Here is a 17,212-nt window from a genome sequence, read left to right as displayed (position 1 = left end):
CGCAAACGTGGGGACACGTTCGGTTTTGACCTTCGCCTCCCGTATGGAGCCCCTCGCGGAGGGCGTGATGGGCCGGAAGAAGGCGCTGGATGTCTGAGCGGAGCCGAAGGCGCAGCGAGTTCAGCGCCGCCGGCCCAGCGCGTCCGGAGCGAGGTTCCCGGGCGAAATCCGGGTGCCCTTCTTTGGGCACTTTCTTGGGCAAGCAAGAAAGTGCCTCGGGGCGCGCTGGCGAGTCAGCGCCAGGCAGTATGCGGACCGAAGGCACCGTAAACACCCGAGGCCGAGCCAGGACCAGCCACTACAAAGCAGGCGGCCGAACGAAGCCGCCGTAAACACCGACGACGAACCATGCCCAGCCGCGCAACGGCGCGAAGAGTGCGGTTCAGGCGTGCAGCAGGTGCGCCGGGTAGGGCGAGCCGTCCAGTTCGCGCAGGACGGGGCCGGTCGCCGCGACCTCCAGGTAGCCGGGGTGCTCGTCCCAGGCCGGGAGCACGCAGCGCTGGCGCGGCTGACCATCGACCGCCAGGTCGTGGATCGCGGGGCGGTGGGTATGGCCATGAATCATCAGCGGGACATCGGCGTCGCGGAAGGTATCGGCCACGGCGTTCGCATTCACGTCCATGATGGCGTCGGCCTTCATCCGGCTGTTGTCGCGGCTGGTGGCGCGCATGGCCTCGGCCTGGCGGATGCGTTCCTCCAGCGGATGGGCCAGAAAGGCCCGCTGCCATTCGCCGCCGCGCACCTGCTGGCGAAAGGCCATGTGCTCGGTGTCGTCGGTGCACAGGGAATCGCCATGCAGCAGCACGGCGGGCCCGCAGGGCAGGGCCGCATGCAATGGCTCGGGCGCCAGCTGAATCCCCGCCCGTTTGGCGTAGTCCGGGCCCACGAGAAAATCCCGGTTGCCGTGGATGAAGGCGACCGGGATCTCGAGTGTCTGCAGGGCCTCGGCGAGCTGTTCGGCCGCCGGGAAGCCGGCGTCATCGCCGACCCAGTATTCGAACAGGTCGCCGAGGATGTACAGCGCCGAGGCGCTGCGCGCCGGCCCCTTCAGGAAGGCAAGTACGGCCTCCAGCAGGGGGCCGGGCTCGCGATCCAGGTGCAGGTCGGAGATGACCAGGGCCGGCGCGCTCGAAGCCACGGGGTGGCTCAGTCCTCGACGCGTTTCACGCTTTCCATCACGACCGGCTCCTGCGGCACATCCTGGTGCATGCCGGAACGCCCGGTGGGCACGGACTCGATCTGACGCACGACGTCCATGCCCTCGGTCACCTTGCCGAAGACCGCATAACCCCAGCCCTGCGCATTCGGGGCCGTGTGATTGAGGAAGTCGTTGTCGTTCACGTTGATGAAGAACTGCGCGGTGGCCGAGTGCGGATCCTGGGTGCGGGCCATGGAGATCGCACCCACCTCGTTCTTCAGGCCGTTGTCCGCCTCGTTGCGGATCGGCTCGCCGGCGGACTTCTGACTCATGTTCTTGTCGAAGCCGCCGCCCTGGACCATGAAGCCCGGGATCACGCGGTGAAAGATTGTGCCGTCGTAGAAGCCATCATCCACGTAGGACATGAAGTTGGCGACCGTCTCCGGGGCGGCCTCGGCGTTGAGTTCCAGCACGATGCGGCCATGGTTGGTTTCGATCGCGACTTGCGGATTGGTATCGGCCATGGGGGCTCCTGAAAGCAGTAGGGCAAGAAGGGCGGTGGCCAGCACAATGGCAAGCCGGGTGCGGATGCGCTGCATGGTTCTGACCTCCGGGGAATTCGAGGGGGGCATGGTACCCGCCACCGGCGGGGCCTGCCAGCACGCCGGTTGGATGTGGGGACGCGGCGCTGGTGAGGCCGCGGGCGCTCCGCTACCATGCGCGCGATGACGAACACGATGACCCGAACCCGTTTCGCCCCCAGCCCCACCGGCCTGCTGCATCTGGGCAACGTCCGCACCGCGCTGTTCAGTGCGCTGCTGGCGCGGTCGCGCGGCGGCCGTTTCCTGCTGCGGATCGAGGACACCGATGCCGAGCGCTCGCGGCCGGAGTTTGTCGAGGCCCTGCAGCGCGATCTGCGCTGGCTGGGCCTGGACTGGGACGAGGGCTTCGGCGCTGGGGGTGACGCCGGTCCCTACGCGCAATCCGAGCGCGGCGAACTCTACGCGGGTTATTACCGGCAGTTGATCGATCAGGGGCTGGCCTATCCGTGCTTCTGCTCGGCCGCCGAGCTGGACCGCGGGCGCAAGCGCATGCGCGCCCAGGGCAAGCCGCCGCGCTATCCCGGGACCTGCGCCCACCTGAGCGCGGAGGAGGCGGCGCGCCGCGAGGCCGAGGGGCAGAAGCCGACCCTGCGCTTTCGCGTTCCGCTGGGCCGCACGGTCCGTTTCGAGGACGGGGTACGCGGGCCGGTGAGCTTTCGGACCGATGAGATCGGCGATTTCGTGATCCGCCGCTCCGACGGCACGCCTGCCTTTTTCTTCTCCAATGCGATCGACGATGCCCTGATGGGCGTAACCGACGTGGTGCGCGGCGAGGACCATATCGCCAACACCCCGCGCCAGATGCTGCTGCTGGAGGCGCTGGGGCTGACGACGCCGGCCTACCATCACCTGCCGCTGGTGATGGGGCAGGACGGGGCGCCGTTGTCCAAGCGCAACGGCTCCGCCAGTGTCGAGGAGCTGCGCGCCGATGGCTACCTGCCGCTGGCGATCCTGAACCACCTGGCGCGGCTTGGGCATCGTTTCGAGTCGGACGAGTTGCTCTCGGCCGAGGCGCTGGCGGCCGGTTTCAGCCGCGAGCGGATCGGGCACAGCGCGGCCCGGCATGATCCGCAGCAGCTGGAGCACTGGCAGTCGGAGGCCCTGCGCGGGCTGTCGGACGAGTCACTGCAGGCCTATCTGGAAGCGGCCGGCGTGCTCGAGGGGGTCGCCGCCGACGAGCGGCCGGCCCTGGCGCGCCTGCTGCGGGACAACATCAGCCGGGCGGCCGAGGCGCCGGTGTGGGTGGCGGCGTTCGCGGCTGACCCGATGCCCTACAGCGACAGCGCCCGCCAGGAGCTGGCGGGGGCCGAGGCGGCGTTCTATGGCGCGGCGCTGGCGGCGCTGGATGACGCCGAGGACTTTCCGGCGCTGGCCAAGGCCGTGGGGGCCGCGACCGGTGCCAAGGGGCGCAAGCTGTTCATGCCGCTGCGCGCGGCCCTCTCCGGGCAGACCTTTGGCCCGGAGCTGCCGCGGATCTGGGAGTATCTGGGGCGCGAGCGGGTGCGGGCGCGGCTGCGGGCCGCGCAGGAGATTGCCGCGGCCGGTTGAGTGGGGTCCTGGGCGGGCCCGGGGCGCGTCGTCAGCCCGCTTCGTGGGTCCCGAAGGCGCGGGCGCGCAGGGTGTTGTCCAGCAGCATGGCCACGGTCATCGGGCCGACGCCGCCCGGCACGGGCGTGATCCAGGCGGCCTTCTCGGCGGCGGCGTCGAACTCCACGTCCCCGGTCAGCGTCCCGTCGTCGCGGCGGTTGATGCCGATATCGATGACCGTGGCCCCCGGCTTGATCCAGTCGCCCTTGACCAGGCCGGGTTTGCCCACGGCCGCGACGACGATGTCGGATTGGCGGGCGATGGCGGCGGTGTCCGGCGTGAAGCGGTGGCAGATGGTCGGGGTGGCGCCGGCCAGCAGCAGCTCCAGGGCCATCGGGCGCCCGACGATGTTGGAGGCGCCGATCACGCAGGCGGTGCGGCCCTTGAACGGCTCCTCGATGTGGCGCAGCAACTGGATGACGCCCCAGGGCGTACACGGGCGCAGGCGCGGCACGCGCGCCACCAGGCGGCCGACGTTGTAGGGGTGGAAGCCGTCCACGTCCTTGGCCGGAGAGATGCGCTCGATCACCGTTTCCGGGTCGATGTGGTCGGGCAGGGGCAGCTGGACGAGGATGCCGTCGATGGTGCGGTCGGCGTTGAGCTGGTCGATCAGCGCCAGCAGGTCGGTCTGCGGGGTGCCGGCCGGCAGGTCGTAGGAGTGCGAGACCACGCCGACCTGTTCGCAGGCCTTGCGCTTGTTGCGCACGTACACCTCGGAGGCCGGGTTGGTCCCGACCAGGACCACGGCGAGACCCGGCGGACGCAGGTCGCGGGCGGTCATGGATTCGATCTCGGTCGCGATCCGTGCGCGGTGACTTTGTCCGATCGCGCGTCCGTCGATGAGCTGGGCCGTCATGGGGTCTCGCCTTGGAAGGAATGCCCGCGATCTTCCCATGGCGGGGGCGGGCGCTCAAGCCGACGCGGGCGGGAATCCGCGTTGTCGGCGGACGCAGGAAGAATCCGTTACAGCGCCGCGGAGAGGCTGGTTGTGGCGGGGCTGGCCTCGCAACGGTTGCGGCCGTCCTGCTTGGCGCGATAGAGCGCGTCGTCGGCGCGGCCAATCAGGGTTTCGCCGGTGTCGGATGACTGTGGGTGCGCGTCCAGTGTGGCGATACCGACACTGACGGTGACGGTCAGTTCGTCCGGGGCGCACGGCGGGGCTGCCTGGTGACCCACGAGCGAGATGGGGGTGCTGGAGATGGCATCGCGCAGCTTTTCCCCTAGGGCCAGGGCTGCGTCGAGATTGGTATGCGGGGCGATCACGACAAATTCTTCCCCTCCGAAACGCGCCGCGAGATCCGAACGCCGCAGGACTTGCTGCACGCGTTGAGCGATCGTAGTCAGTATGTAGTCGCCCACGAGATGACCGAGGCGATCATTGATCGGCTTAAATGCGTCGATGTCCAGCATTACTGCCGATAGCGGCTGCTCGTAGCGATGCGCCCGGGATACCTCCTCATTCAGTCGGCGGTCCATATGGCGGCGGTTGAAAAGCCCGGTTAATGGGTCGGTAATGGATTCGTGTTCCAAGCGGGTGATATGGCGAATCTTCTCCAACGAACTGTGGGTCAGGCCGACCACGGTGCAGACGAAACAGCCGCCCAGCAGGAAGATCGCCGGGACCAGCAGGTCCGGAAGGCCCTGGTACAGGCCCCAGTTCAGGGGGATGTAGCCGAAGTAGCCCAGGGTGAACACCGGGATCAGGAAGGCCATCATCTTCCAGCCGGTGCGCACGCGGCTTTGCGGCAGTTCGCGCAGCAGTCGGGCGAGGGTCCACTGGGCGTACAGAAGGCCTGTCGCCCCCAGCACAATGGCCATACTGGCTACCCAGTCGAGCATCCGTTTCTCCCTGCGTCGCAGCCTTGCGAACGTTGTAGAGTCGACGTTACCACGACAGGCGGTAGCCGGGTGCGAGCGCGGCCGAAATTTCGCGTTTTTCCTTGACCGGATCCCTCTTCCAAGGCTAACATCCTGCGCTCGCTGTGTAGGCCCTTTTTGCGGGGACGGCTCGACGGGGTATAGCGCAGTCTGGTAGCGCGCCTGCTTTGGGAGCAGGATGTCGGGGGTTCGAATCCCTCTACCCCGACCATGGCTCCCGGCCAAGGCTTGCAGGCAGGTTCGAATCAGGCGCCATGGCCCCAATGCTCGGCGGTAACGCGCTCGTAGCTCAACCGGATAGAGCATCGGCCTTCTAAGCCGACGGTTGCAGGTTCGAGTCCTGCCGGGCGCGCCAGGGCCGCCCCTCGCGCAAGTAGCTGTACAGTGACACGGTGGTGACCGTAGCTCAGTTGGTAGAGTCCCGGATTGTGACTCCGGTTGTCGTGGGTTCGAGTCCCATCGGTCACCCCATCCCCTTTTGTTCCGGGGGCCGTTAGCTCAATTGGTAGAGCAGTGGACTCTTAATCCATTGGTTGTAGGTTCGATTCCTACACGGCCCACCATTTCTTCCTCGTATCCTTGTCGTCGGTGCTGCTTGAGAAAGTGGTCTCGAGCCCGTGTGGGTGCGTCCCGGGACATCGTTCTCTCTTAATTCAGTCGCGGGGCAGCTGCCTGAAACGTCCGTCTCCCGCTGTGTAGCGGTTCGAAACCGGCGCTGTGCCGGCCCGTTTCCCGGGGTTGTCTCCATAGCGTGACGCTGCCCTCAGTCGGATCCCGGACAGCGTGATTCTCCCCCCAGATGGTCCGTGAGTGCGCTGGTAGCCTCCCTTCTCGCTTGCGGTGAACAGCGGCATCAAGGAGCCGGTGTTCGGGCCGCGATCCGATGGATGATCAGAGGGAGGCCACGAGATGGCGATACTGGATCGTAGTCTTGACAACCTGCTGCAGCTGCCGCGTGGCGCGAAGCAGGGACTGATGGTTGTGGCGGACGCCGCCATGCTGCCTCTCGCCCTGTGGCTGGCCTTCGTGATTCGCACGGGTCAGCCGCTGCCGGCGATGATGGTCGAGGCCTGGTGGCTGTTCCCGCTGGTTTCGGCGGTGGGGATCCTGGTGTTTGCCCGGCTGGGGCTCTACCGCACCGTCGTGCGCTTCATGGGGGCCCGGGCGTTTCGGGCCATCATCACCGGCGTGCTGGCGCTCGCAGTGATGGTCTGGGCGTCCACGGAGCTGACGCAGACCCCGGGGTTTTTCGGGGCCGTATCGGTGAATTTTTTCCTGCTCGCCTTCGCCCTGGTGGCCGCGGGGCGGTTTCTGGTGCGTAGCTGGTACCAGGCGGTCTCCGACGGGCGTTCGGGTAGCGAACGTGTAGTGGTCTTTGGTGCCGGCGAGGCGGGTATACAGCTGGCGTCGGGGCTGCAGTCCAGCGGTCGTTTCCGGGTGGTGGCGTTCATCGACGAGGATCCGGCCGTGCAGGGGCGTGCGATCGACGATATCCCGGTATGCGGGCCCGCGGCCCTGGAGACGCTCGTGGACCAGTGCGGGGTCGGCCGGGCCTTGCTGGCCGTGCCCTCGGCGAGTCGTGCCGACCGTCGCCGCATCCTCGAATGGCTGGAACCCTATCCCCTGCATGTCCAGTCGGTTCCTTCGCTGGAGGCCGTCGTGTCGGGGCAGGCGCCACTGGATCAGCTCGAGGACCTCGATATCGCGGATCTCCTCGGGCGTGACCCGGTCCCGCCCGACGAGGCACTACTGGCTCGGAGTATCCGGGGTCGAGTGGTCATGGTGACCGGCGCGGGGGGGTCGATCGGCTCCGAACTGTGCCGGCGGATCCTGAGTCTGGAGCCGGCGGCGCTGGTGCTCTTCGAGCGCAACGAGTTTGCGCTGTACCGGATCGAGCAGGAACTTGCGGAGCGCGGTTCCAGGATGCCGACGGAGGTGGCGGTCCATGCCGCGCTCGGGTCGGTTGCCAACCGGGCGCGAGTGGACGAGGTCCTGCGCGCCCACGGTGTGCAGACCCTTTATCACGCCGCTGCCTACAAGCATGTGCCGCTGGTCGAGGGCAACATACTCGAGGGCCTTCGCAACAACACGCTGGGGACCGCCACGGTCGCGGATGCCGCGATCGCCGCAGGGGTGGAACGCTTCATCCTGATCAGTACCGACAAGGCCGTGCGTCCGACCAATATCATGGGTGCGAGCAAGCGCCTGGCCGAGCTGGTGCTGCAGGATCGTGCCCGGCACCAGAACGAGACCGTGTTCTCCATGGTGCGGTTTGGCAACGTCCTCGGTTCTTCCGGCTCGGTGGTCCCGCTGTTTCACCGCCAGATCCGCGAAGGGGGACCGGTGACCGTGACCCATCCCGAGATCACCCGCTACTTCATGTCCATCCCCGAGGCGGCGGAACTGGTGATTCAGGCCGGGGCCATGGCCGAGGGGGGCGAGGTCTATGTGCTCGATATGGGCGAACCGGTCCGAATTATCGATCTGGCACGGCGCATGATTCGTCTGCATGGCCACCAGGTCCGCGAGGACGGGGCCCCGGGGGGTGAGGGCGTGGCCATCACCTGTACCGGTCTGCGTCCCGGCGAAAAGCTTTATGAGGAGCTTCTTATCGGAGAGAACGTGGAGGCGACGGATCACGCCAAGATCATGCGCGCGCGCGAGACCTGTGTGGCGAGCGAGGTGCTGGCCCAGGCGCTCGCAGCGCTTGAGCGGGCCGACCGCGAGCGGGATGCCCGGGCCGCGTTCGAGACCGTGTGCCGTGTGGTGGACGGGTACCGGCCGGGAACCGAGGAACAAGCCAGCCACCGGGCGCCGGCACCGGCATACGCCCCCCGCCCGGTCGCCCCGACCCCGGCGCGCCCCGCCGCAGTGGCCTACGCACGAACGGTGGAGCCGGTCTCCCGGTAAGGCCGGCCTGGCCGCGCTGGGCTTTGCCCCCGCGCCGGTTGCCAACCCCGGGGGCGTGCAGGCGTCAGTAACCGGCGCTGCGATCGACCGGGGTGGCCGGGTCCATGCCCTGTACCAGCGCGCGGGCGTTGCGGACGAAGATCTCCAGGGCGCGGTCCATGTAGTGCGGCGAGGTGCCCGAGACGTGGGGCGTGACGAGGACATTCGCACGGTTCCACAGCGGCGATTCGGCCGGCAAGGGCTGTTGCTCGAAGACATCCACGGCGGCCCCGCGCAGCTGTTCCGCATCCAGCGCCCGGGTCAGGGCCTGCTGATCGACAACGCCCCCGCGCGAGATGTCCACCAGGACTGCGCCGCGCTTGAGGTACTGGAACTGGGACGGGCCGACCTGGTGCCGGGTATCGGGTGTCAGCGGCAGGCATACGACCAGGTAGTCCACCTCGGGCAGGTGTTCGTCCACCGCGTCCAGCGCGATGACCTCGTCGGCGTCCTCGTGGGGCCGCGGGTTGCGCTGCACGCCGATCACGCGCATGTCGAAGGCCCGGGCGCGTCGGGCGACCTGCGCACCGATGTGCCCCATGCCGAGCACCATCGCCGTGCGGCCGGTCAGTTCTCCGAGCCAGCAGCGTTCCCAGCGGCTTTCCCGGCTTTGTGCGTTGAAGCGGTCGAAGGACTTGGCAAAGTAGAGCATCGCGCCGATTGCGTACTCGCTCATCGGGGGGCCATGTACGCCACTGCTCTTGGTCAGCAGCAGGTCCTCCTTCGGAAAGGGCATGTCCCAGATGCGTTCCACTCCGGCCGACAGGAAATGAATCCAGCGATAACGCGCCAGGCGCTCCAGGGCCTCGGGCAGCCAGGGAAGCGTGGGGGCGATCACGGCGTCCACCGCGAGTCCTTTGGGGACGGATTCCGGCGCGGCAGCGAAGGTCAGGGTGGTGCTGGGCAGTGCCTTGTGCAGGTGAGCCTCGATGGCGGCCTGTTGTTCCCGCAGTACCTCCGGTTTCTGCAGGAACAGGATCTGGCTCAGGCGCATGCGCGACTCCGGTTGTGCAGCCGGGCCGCGAGCCGGAAGATCCGCTCGCGCACCGCGTCGCGGTTGTTGCGCAGCTGTTCCGGGCTTGCCGCGCGAAAGCGCTGTTCCGCCGCCCGCAGGCGTTCCAGTTCGTGGCGCAGCCGCGCGGCCCCCTTGGCCGGGTCGTCCTGACTGACCCCCTCGCGGAACGCCCGCGAGAGGATCACCCACTCGGACCCGAGGCGCACATGCTCCCCGAGGATGGATTCCGCCGGGATCTCCCCCTTGCCCACAGCCCCGACGCCCCCAAAGCCGAAAGCGACGCCGGCCTCGCGGCACTGGGCAGCGGGGGTCTCGAGCATGCCGCCGGCCAGCGGTTCGAACAGGAAGTCGAGACCGGAAGCCAGGCTGAGGTCGTTCAGGCCCACATGAATCTGGTCGCGCGGCCCCAGCAGCGGCAGGTAGGAAGGGAGACGAATCAGGGCCTGCGGCGTCTCCACCAGCAGGGTGACCGGCACGCGCTGGCCCACCGCATCGAGGAAGCGGGCGACCTCGTCGAGATGGGTAAACATCGGCAGCATCAGCCGGTCCGCGCCGGCCTCGATGGCCTGGCGGACCTCCGAGGGCGTTTGCGGTGCCGGCGGATTGATACGAACCATCAGCTCCGCCCTTGTTAACGCGTCGGAGAGTCGGCGGACATCGTCCAGCGTATGGCGGGCCTTGTGGGTGTCCAGGTGGCCCTGGCGCTCGGCCTTCCCCCGGGTCTCCATGTCGACAAAGATCCGTGCGATCCCGGCCGCCTCGGCCTGACGGGCGGCGTCGGCGGAGGCGGTGATGAACATGTGTTTCAGGGTCGAAGTCATTTCGTGTCCCCTTGTTGTCGGTTACGCAACGAATCGCGATACGTGCGCCAGTTGACGCCGGCCTCGCCATAGATCCCCTGGCCGGTCAGGACCACGTGGACCGTCTTCAGGATCAGGCCCAGGTCGTACAGCAGGTGGTGACGCGCGGCGTACTCGGTATCGGCCTCCAGCTGCTGGATCCAGCCCAGGGTGCGCCGGCCCCGGACCTGGGCCAGCCCGGTCAGGCCGGGACGTACATCAAAACGCGAGGCGTAGGAGGGCGGGACGACCTCCACCTGCTCCGGCAGGATGGGGCGCGGGCCGACCACGCTCATGTCGCCGCGCAGGATGTTCCACAGCTGCGGCACCTCGTCGAGACTGGTGGCGCGCAGCAGGCGACCCACGCGGGTGATGCGCGGATCGATGCCGGCACTGACCACCTGCTCCTGGTGCTGGTCGATCGCGTCCGGGTCGCGATCGACCATGGTGCGGAACTTGAGCACCCGGAACGGCTGGCCGTGCAGGCCAATGCGCCGCTGGCGAAACAGGACCGGTCCGGGACTGTCCAGCCGGATCGCGGTTGCGATCAGCAGCAGAAGCGGTGTCAGCGCGAGCAGGGCGCCCAGGCTGGCCAGGATGTCGAACAGCCGTTTCAGGGTCGCGTTCATGAGAGCTCCATGGATCGAAGGATGACGCGGTTGACCTGACCCACCTCGTACTTGGCTTCCACCCGCTCGCGCGAGGCCCTGGCCATGCGGGCAAGCAGGGACGGGTCATCCAGAAACCGCTGCATGGCCTCGGCCAGGGGCGCGGAGGTTCGCGGCGGGACAAGAAAGCCGTTCTCGCCATCCAGGACGGTCTCGCGGCAGCCGGGGGCATCCGTGGTGACGATCGGACGGCCCACGCTCATCGCCTCCAGCACCGAGCGCGGCGTGCCTTCGCGGTAGGAGGGCAGTACGAAGACCGAGGCCAGCTCGAGCCAGGGACGGACATCGGCAACACCGCCGGCGAACTCGACAATGCCCTCGCGCTTCCAGGCCTCGACCTGTTCGGCCGGGATCGAATGGGGCAGGTCGGGGTTGTGGGGGCCGACCACGACAAACCGGGCGTTGGGGTATTGCGCGTGCACCTGCCGGGCCGCGTCCACGAACTCGACGATGCCCTTCTCGGTCAGCAGGCGCCCGACGAACAGGAACAGCGCCTCGCCCTCGGGCAGGGGCTGGCGCGCAAAGCGCTGCACGTCCACCCCGGAGCCGTTGATCCGGACCACCCGGTCGGCATCGGGCAGGATCCGGCGGTCGAGGAAGTCCTGCAGGTCGTCCGGATTCTGGAAGAACACCCGGTCGCAGCGCGCCAGCGCGGCCCGGTACAGGCGGGAACTGATCGCGCGCAGTACCCGGGTGCGCCACGACTCGGTCGTGAAGGCATGCCCCAGGCCCGTGATCATCGCGTACACCCGCGGGACCCCGGCCCAGTGCGCGGCCAGGGAGCCGTACACCACCGGCTTGACGGTGTAGCTGAACACCGCTTCCGGGTTCAGCCGGCGGATCAGGCGAGCCAGGGCGATGGCGGTCCGCAGGTCCGCGATGGGGTTGATCCCGGTGCGGCCCAGATCGAAGGGGTAGATCGGGATGCCCAGCTCCTCGACCTCCGGGAGATAGTCCTTGCGCGGGACGGCCGCCGCGACGGTGTGCCCTCGAGCGCGGATCTCGCGGATCAGGTCGCCCCGGTTGGCGATCAACGAGCGGGCATTGGCGGCTATGATCAAAAGATCGATGCCGCCGCGTTCGCGAGCCCGGGTTTCCGGGGCCGGTTGTGCCGTAGCGTGGCGCTGCTCGCGCAGCGAGGCTGCCACCCTTCGGTGTTCGGTTTCCTGCATGCGTTGCGCTCCTGGTTCGAGGGAGCATCGCCGTGTGGACGGGGGCGATGGCCGGGCCTCTCGGAAGCCCGTTTTCATGAGCACAAAAGGTAACCAGGACAATGAGTTAGCGCCATGATTCGGGGCGCTTAAAGTGTGCGAGACACCCCGAAAAGACAATGGCGGCTGAAAGGGATTCAGCGTTTATAGACGCAGGTCACTCGCCTCTGGCGGGAGCACCGATTTCACGTCGAAGATCACGGCTCGCTCGCGGGCGAACCTCTGCAGGCCCCGAGGGCCCAGGTCGATGAACTCGCGGTGGGGGACGGCGAGGATGATCGCGTCGTAACGGCCCGGGTCCGGTGAGTCGGGCAGGAGTTCCAGCCCGTATTCCTGACGGGCCTCGGCCGCGTCCACCCACGGATCCCAGATCTCGACCTCGGCGTGATAGCCGTGCAGATCCTGGATGATGTCCACCACCCGGGTGTTGCGCAGATCCGGACAGTTCTCCTTGAAGGCCAGACCCAGGACCAGGATGCGCGAGCCCACGACCGGGAAGCCCTTGCGGATCATGGCCTTGACGGTGCGGTCGGCGATATGGCCGCCCATGCCGTCGTTGGTGCGCCTTCCCGCCAGGATCATCTCCGGGTGGTAGCCGGCGGCCTGGGCCTTGTGGGTCAGGTAGTACGGGTCGACGCCGATGCAGTGCCCGCCCACCAGGCCGGGCCGGAACGGCAGGAAGTTCCACTTGGTGCCGGCCGCCGCGAGCACCGCCTCGGTATCCAGGTTCAGGCGTTCGAACAGCATGGCGAGTTCGTTGATCAGGGCGATGTTCACATCGCGCTGGGTGTTCTCGATCACCTTGGCCGCTTCGGCCACGCGGATGCTGGCGGCCGGGTGGGTGCCGGCGCGGATGATGCGGCTGTACAGGGCGTTGACGAAGGCGGCGACCTCCGGGGTCGATCCGGACGTGACCTTCACGATGTCCGGGATGCGGTGTTCCTTGTCGCCGGGATTGACCCGCTCCGGGCTGTAACCGAGGAAGAAGTCCCGGTTGAGCTCGAGGCCGGATTCCGCGGCCAGCACCGGGGCGCAGTCGTCCTCGGTGGCGCCGGGATAGACCGTGGACTCGTAGATCACCACGTCCCCCGATTTCAGGGCGCGGCCCACCGTACGGCTGGCGGCCAGCAGCGGGCCCAGGTCGGGACGCCGATGGGCATCGATCGGGGTGGGTACCGTCACGATGAATACGTTGCATTCCCGCAGGCGCTCCTTGTCCGCGGTCAGGTCCAGGTGCTCGGCGCCGGCAAGTTCCTCGCGCGAGACTTCGCGCGTCCGGTCATGCCCGCCGCGCAATTCCTCGACGCGGCCCGTGTCGATGTCGAAGCCCAGGGTGGGCAGGACACGGCCGAATTCGGCCGCCAGGGGCAGGCCGACATAACCCAGACCAATAATGGCCAGACGCGGGGCGTCCGGTGCCGCAAATTCCACCATCTTCGAATCTCCTGTGCAGGTGTGTAGCTGGGGCCCCGCGAGCGGGGCGGGTACGCGCGGGTCGCGTGCGGGCAATCAGGGCCCGGCCCGGCGCGGGCGCGGGAGGCCCGCGCTGGAGGGTTCCGGCGGGTCGGGGGCCGTCTCTTCGGCCGCCTGGTGCCCGCCGGTGAGCCGTTGCAGCCGTTCCCGGCGCCACAGGTGGCGCCCGGCCAGGCCCGCCGCCAGGGCGATGAGGATCCCGAGGAACTTGGCCCGGTGGCGGGCGGCGGTGCCGAAGTTGCTGGTGCCCCAGGCAAAAATGATCGTGAGTACGACGAAGATCACCACCAGCAGGCGGAAGTCCTGGCGTTGCCACCAGTGGTGGCGGTAGAGCGCCAGCAGCAGGACCAGGGACAAGTAGAACAGGCCCTCCAGCATGCCAACGAGATGGACCGGCGAGCGCACCTCCCACAGCGGCGGGCCAAACAGCAGATAGCCCATGCGGATCGGGGTCAGGACCAGCGCCTGTAGGTCGTTGGAGGGGATAAGGAATGACGGATAGGCGGCTCCACCGCGCGCACTGCGTTCGGCGCGCTGGTCGAGGGTCTCCGTCTGCTCCATCACATCGCCCAGCTGGCCGATGGACGAGAACCGCATGTCGTCCATCACCAGGAAGCCCATGACACCGGCCGAGCCGAGCAGGACGCCGCCGAACAGCAGGCCCGGTCGGATGCGCCCCAGATCCGAGGCGCGCAGGAATTCCCTGATCGACCAGCCGACCAGAACCACCGCGATGCCCGCGATCGCAAACACCGCTGCGCCATGCACGATCGCCGAGGCCAGCAGCACCCCGACGGCGGCCACCAGGAACCCGGTGCGCTGGCTCTGTACCCAGCGCACCAGCCACAGCACGCCGAGCAGGAAAAAGGCGGTGAACCACACCTCGCGCAGCGGCACGGCGGCATTCACGATCAGGATCGGGAACAGGGCGGCAATCCAGGCGGCACGTACCGCGGCCTGGCGGTCCCAGAGCTGTTCGGCGATGCGCGCGATCAGGTAGACGGTGAGCATGCCCAGGGCGATGTTCACGGCCTGGAAGGCCAGGGGCGCGCGATCGGCGCAGGCGTAGACGTTCGCAATCAGCCAGCTGTGCAGGTAGGAACTGCCCATGCTGAAGTGATCGCCGAGATTCCCGCAGCCGCTCTGGGCCCAGAACCAGGCCCGGCGCTCGAAGCTGATCGCATCGGCGCCACCCTGGGGCAGGGGGAACAGGAAGCGCTGCACCAGGGCGGCGCCGATGCGCGCCCCGAAGGCCGCCAGCAGCGGCCACAGGTAGCCCTCGCGGGTGCGCCCGGTCCACAGCACCGCGACCAGCACCAGCATGAGAAAGCTGCCCGCCAGCAGCAGCTCCATGAAGGTGAACGGGATCGAGGTATAGCTCATGGCGAGACGGGCGCGGTATCCGCCCGGGCCCCCAGGAACAGGGCCTGGTAGCGCGCGCTCACGGCCTCGAGGGCGTAATGCGCCTGCATGCGTGCACGCGCCGCGCCCCCCAGTTCGCGCAGGCGCTCACGCCCCTGATCTGCCGCCTGACCAATGGCAGCGGCCAGATCCGCAGGCTCCGGGCTCGCGGAGACAAAACCGGTTTCCCCGACGACCGTGGCGGCATCGCCGATATCCGTGACCACGGCGGGTACGCCGCAGGCCATGGCTTCGCCCACGACGTTGGGGAACCCCTCGCCCCAGCGCGAGGGCAGCACCAGAAGATCCAGGCCCGGGTAGAGGGCCTCGGGTTCGGGGGTCGACGGAAGCAGCGTGATATGCCGGTTCATCCCGTGCTGGCGGATGGCCTGGGTCAGGGGGTGGTCGTCCGCGGAGACGCGGGTACCGACCATCACGCAGTGCACGTCCATTCCGGCACGGACCAGGTGGGCCAGGGCCGCCACCAGCCCGACATGGTTCTTCATCGGATGGGCACGCCCCACCATGCCCAGCAGCCAGGGCTGCGCGCCGATACCCAGTTGCGCGCGCAGCCCCCCGAGGGCCTCCGGGTCCGGACGGAAACGTTCCAGATCAAAGCCATTCGGCAGCACCACGCGCCGCGCCGCGGAAAACCCCAGGGCCTCGTGCTGCGCGGCCGCGGTCGCGCTGTTGTAGACGATGCGTGCCGGATACCGCGATAGCCATGCGCCGGTACGGATGACCCAGCGGGTCCCGCGTTTCTCGTGTGCCAGGTCGTGGATCGAGTGGCGCACGTTCCAGAACACCGGGCCCCGGTGGCCCAGACGCCGGGTCAGCGACGCGGCCAGATTGCCGTGGTACATCCAGCCCATCACGCCATCGGGCTGATAGGCGGCCACTGCCCGGCGCAGCGCCGCGATCCATCCCGGGGACAGGGGATTGCGCAGGCCGCCGGTATATACCGGAACACCGTGCGCGCGGATATCGCCGGCCATCACGCCGGGCTCCTTGAGCGCGAACACCGCGCCGGACTCCGGCGCCGCCCGCAGCAGGTTCCCCAGCTGGCGTTCCGCGCCGCCCTGACCGAGCCCGTTGATCACATGCAGGATCCTCACGGCCGGTTCTCCGACAGCTCGCTGACCACATGCAGGTGTTTCCCGCTGGGGGATGGCGGGATCGTGTCGACGCGGTCGATGTCGAGCTGCGTCTGTGCGCCGAGGTGTTCGCGGATCACGGGTTCCAGGCGCCGGTGCAGGGCCCGTTCGCGCGTGCTATCGGTGGCGCTGTCGACCGGGACGAGGCGCAGCCGGATGTGGTCCTCGGCGTGCTGGACCCACTGGTACTGCCCGATCCAGTCTTCCGGGTACAGCAACTGGCGCAGCCACCCGCCGAAGACCACCGCGCCATTGGCGCCGCGGATGTGGTCGGTCACGCGCCCCCATACGCCCTCGAGCAAGGGCCACTCCCGGCCGCAGTCGCAGGGCTCGCCGGCCCAGCTCGCCAGATCGCCGATCGCGTAGCGCAGCAGGGGCATGCTGTGGTTGGTGAGTGAGGTCACGACAACCCGCCCCGGGGTGCCGGGTGGCACCGGGCGGCCCTGGTCGTCCAGGATCTCGAGGTACTGCGTCAGGGGGTTCACGTGCAGGCCCCGGTGACGCTCGCATTCGCAGGCCATGTCGCCGACCTCGCGCGAGCCGTAGCGGTTGAACACCGGGGCCTCGAAGGCCCTCTCGATGGTCTCGCGCATATCGGGAAACAGCGTGCCGGCCGAACTCAGTACGCTACCGATCCCCTGGACACGGATACCCCGATGCAGGGCATGGCGCGCCAGTTCGTGGCCACTCTCCGCATAGATCTGGAGCTGGGCAGGCGGCGCCGCGCGCAGGGCCTCGAGGTGCGCGTCCAGCGTCGCCGGATCCATGCGGTAGGCGTTGAGCAGGGTCCGGTTTTTCAGGCGTTCGGCCAGGCGGCGCGCGCCGCCCCCCGCGCTCAGGTCGCGCGAAGCGGCCCACAGCACGGCCTTGTGCTGTCCCGGGCGGTAGCCGGTCCATGCGTCGAACAGGGCCTTGGTGGCGCGACCCCAGCGGCGATAGGCGGTGTCCTGATAGAACGTGGCGGGCTCGCCGGTCGATCCCCCCGAGGTGTTGCGCCGCAGCCCGGGCCGGGGCCGCTGCGAACGCAGGCGCGCGCCTTCGCGGCGGATCGTGTCCTTGTCCAGGATGGGGAGCGACAGCAGGCTGGCCACCGGATCGGCCGCAATGGTGTCCGCATCCGGCAGGATTTCGCGGTAGTACGGCACGTCGTCGCGTGCCTGGAGCAGCAGGCGTGCAAGCCGCTCGGCCTGCAGGCGCTGCAGGGCGGGCAGGGACAGCCGCTCGGCCCGGCGCAGCGCGGCAAACTCGCGCGGCCCGGACAGCCAGGGGAGAAGGGCACCAAAGGCGAGGGACATGA

At 68.4% G+C, this 17,212-nt stretch carries 14 protein-coding genes and 4 tRNA genes; 6 read left to right on the top strand and 12 right to left on the bottom strand.

The window, feature by feature from the left end:
- Positions 1–382 precede the first annotated feature (382 nt).
- Together D107_RS0110275 and D107_RS0110270 are read right to left on the bottom strand one after the other, a co-directional pair.
- Positions 383–1,138, bottom strand: a complete 756-nt coding sequence (locus D107_RS0110275) for a UDP-2,3-diacylglucosamine diphosphatase (protein ID WP_018877066.1) — start codon at positions 1,136–1,138, stop codon at positions 383–385.
- An 8-nt stretch (positions 1,139–1,146) separates the two neighbouring features.
- On the bottom strand, positions 1,147–1,662 hold the full coding sequence (locus D107_RS0110270) for a peptidylprolyl isomerase (RefSeq protein ID WP_018137548.1): 516 nt from the start codon (positions 1,660–1,662) through the stop codon (positions 1,147–1,149).
- Between the two features lie 192 nt (positions 1,663–1,854).
- On the opposite strand from D107_RS0110270, the gene gltX reads away from it, so the two are divergent.
- A complete protein-coding gene (gltX, locus tag D107_RS0110265) occupies positions 1,855–3,288 on the top strand; it encodes a glutamate--tRNA ligase (protein WP_018881389.1) in 1,434 nt (477 codons plus the stop codon).
- 31 nt (positions 3,289–3,319) lie between these two features.
- Here gltX and folD read toward each other — a convergent pair whose 3' ends face one another.
- Both folD and D107_RS0110255 read right to left on the bottom strand, forming a co-directional pair.
- On the bottom strand, positions 3,320–4,183 hold the full coding sequence (gene folD / locus D107_RS0110260) for a bifunctional methylenetetrahydrofolate dehydrogenase/methenyltetrahydrofolate cyclohydrolase FolD (protein ID WP_018867251.1): 864 nt from the start codon (positions 4,181–4,183) through the stop codon (positions 3,320–3,322).
- A gap of 107 nt (positions 4,184–4,290) precedes the next feature.
- On the bottom strand, positions 4,291–5,166 hold the full coding sequence (locus tag D107_RS0110255) for a GGDEF domain-containing protein (RefSeq protein WP_018881388.1): 876 nt from the start codon (positions 5,164–5,166) through the stop codon (positions 4,291–4,293).
- A gap of 173 nt (positions 5,167–5,339) precedes the next feature.
- Between D107_RS0110255 and D107_RS0110250 the strand changes: the two genes are divergently transcribed.
- The 5 genes from D107_RS0110250 to D107_RS0110230 all read left to right on the top strand — a co-directional run bounded on the left by D107_RS0110250 (position 5,340) and on the right by D107_RS0110230 (position 8,115).
- Positions 5,340–5,416 (top strand) — tRNA-Pro (locus tag D107_RS0110250).
- Between the two features lie 67 nt (positions 5,417–5,483).
- Positions 5,484–5,560: transfer RNA gene (locus tag D107_RS0110245), tRNA-Arg, on the top strand.
- A 40-nt stretch (positions 5,561–5,600) separates the two neighbouring features.
- Positions 5,601–5,676, top strand: a tRNA-His gene (locus D107_RS0110240).
- Between the two features lie 16 nt (positions 5,677–5,692).
- A tRNA-Lys gene (locus tag D107_RS0110235) sits at positions 5,693–5,768 on the top strand.
- Positions 5,769–6,114: 346 nt separating this feature from the next.
- A complete protein-coding gene (locus tag D107_RS0110230; RefSeq protein ID WP_018881387.1) occupies positions 6,115–8,115 on the top strand; it encodes a nucleoside-diphosphate sugar epimerase/dehydratase in 2,001 nt (666 codons plus the stop codon).
- 64 nt (positions 8,116–8,179) lie between these two features.
- On the opposite strand, the gene D107_RS0110225 is transcribed toward D107_RS0110230, so the two are convergent.
- The 8 genes from D107_RS0110225 to D107_RS0110190 form a co-directional block, all read right to left on the bottom strand.
- Positions 8,180–9,148: a D-2-hydroxyacid dehydrogenase gene (locus D107_RS0110225; protein WP_018881386.1), complete on the bottom strand. Its 969-nt coding sequence runs from the start codon at positions 9,146–9,148 to the stop codon at positions 8,180–8,182.
- Entirely contained in the window at positions 9,139–9,990 is an 852-nt protein-coding gene (locus D107_RS0110220; protein ID WP_018867255.1) for an aldolase/citrate lyase family protein, read from the bottom strand. The genes D107_RS0110225 and D107_RS0110220 overlap by 10 nt, the downstream gene beginning before the upstream one ends.
- A complete protein-coding gene (locus tag D107_RS0110215; protein ID WP_018881385.1) occupies positions 9,987–10,637 on the bottom strand; it encodes a sugar transferase in 651 nt (216 codons plus the stop codon). Before D107_RS0110215 ends, D107_RS0110220 begins: the two co-directional genes overlap by 4 nt.
- Positions 10,634–11,848, bottom strand: a complete 1,215-nt coding sequence (locus D107_RS0110210) for a glycosyltransferase family 4 protein (protein ID WP_018881384.1) — start codon at positions 11,846–11,848, stop codon at positions 10,634–10,636. The genes D107_RS0110215 and D107_RS0110210 overlap by 4 nt, the downstream gene beginning before the upstream one ends.
- 183 nt (positions 11,849–12,031) lie before the next feature.
- Positions 12,032–13,321, bottom strand: coding sequence for a nucleotide sugar dehydrogenase (locus D107_RS0110205; protein WP_018867258.1), 1,290 nt, complete (start codon positions 13,319–13,321; stop codon positions 12,032–12,034).
- A gap of 75 nt (positions 13,322–13,396) precedes the next feature.
- Positions 13,397–14,743: a glycosyltransferase family 39 protein gene (locus tag D107_RS0110200; protein WP_018881383.1), complete on the bottom strand. Its 1,347-nt coding sequence runs from the start codon at positions 14,741–14,743 to the stop codon at positions 13,397–13,399.
- A complete protein-coding gene (locus D107_RS0110195) occupies positions 14,740–15,876 on the bottom strand; it encodes a glycosyltransferase (protein ID WP_026280790.1) in 1,137 nt (378 codons plus the stop codon). The genes D107_RS0110200 and D107_RS0110195 overlap by 4 nt, the downstream gene beginning before the upstream one ends.
- Entirely contained in the window at positions 15,873–17,210 is a 1,338-nt protein-coding gene (locus D107_RS0110190; RefSeq protein ID WP_018881381.1) for a phenylacetate--CoA ligase family protein, read from the bottom strand. The genes D107_RS0110195 and D107_RS0110190 overlap by 4 nt, the downstream gene beginning before the upstream one ends.
- Between the last annotated feature and the right edge of the window lie 2 nt (positions 17,211–17,212).

Source organism: Thioalkalivibrio sp. ALE30, assembly GCF_000377465.1.
Classification (GTDB): Bacteria; Pseudomonadota; Gammaproteobacteria; order Ectothiorhodospirales; family Ectothiorhodospiraceae; genus Thioalkalivibrio.
Note: the sequence above shows the minus strand (reverse complement) of the source record. Positions and strands in the feature narration are given on the sequence as shown.

What these genes read in the sequence shown, in the direction of transcription:
- D107_RS0110270 (WP_018137548.1), bottom strand. Translation starts at nt 1,662, where the DNA reads ATGGCCGATACCAATCCGCAAGTCGCGATCGAAACCAACCATGGCCGC.
- gltX (WP_018881389.1), top strand. Translation starts at nt 1,855, where the DNA reads ATGCGCGCGATGACGAACACGATGACCCGAACCCGTTTCGCCCCCAGC.
- folD (WP_018867251.1), bottom strand. Translation starts at nt 4,183, where the DNA reads ATGACGGCCCAGCTCATCGACGGACGCGCGATCGGACAAAGTCACCGC.
- D107_RS0110255 (WP_018881388.1), bottom strand. Translation starts at nt 5,166, where the DNA reads ATGCTCGACTGGGTAGCCAGTATGGCCATTGTGCTGGGGGCGACAGGC.
- D107_RS0110230 (WP_018881387.1), top strand. Translation starts at nt 6,115, where the DNA reads ATGGCGATACTGGATCGTAGTCTTGACAACCTGCTGCAGCTGCCGCGT.
- D107_RS0110225 (WP_018881386.1), bottom strand. Translation starts at nt 9,148, where the DNA reads ATGCGCCTGAGCCAGATCCTGTTCCTGCAGAAACCGGAGGTACTGCGG.
- D107_RS0110220 (WP_018867255.1), bottom strand. Translation starts at nt 9,990, where the DNA reads ATGACTTCGACCCTGAAACACATGTTCATCACCGCCTCCGCCGACGCC.
- D107_RS0110215 (WP_018881385.1), bottom strand. Translation starts at nt 10,637, where the DNA reads ATGAACGCGACCCTGAAACGGCTGTTCGACATCCTGGCCAGCCTGGGC.
- D107_RS0110210 (WP_018881384.1), bottom strand. Translation starts at nt 11,848, where the DNA reads ATGCAGGAAACCGAACACCGAAGGGTGGCAGCCTCGCTGCGCGAGCAG.
- D107_RS0110205 (WP_018867258.1), bottom strand. Translation starts at nt 13,321, where the DNA reads ATGGTGGAATTTGCGGCACCGGACGCCCCGCGTCTGGCCATTATTGGT.
- D107_RS0110200 (WP_018881383.1), bottom strand. Translation starts at nt 14,743, where the DNA reads ATGAGCTATACCTCGATCCCGTTCACCTTCATGGAGCTGCTGCTGGCG.
- D107_RS0110190 (WP_018881381.1), bottom strand. Translation starts at nt 17,210, where the DNA reads ATGTCCCTCGCCTTTGGTGCCCTTCTCCCCTGGCTGTCCGGGCCGCGC.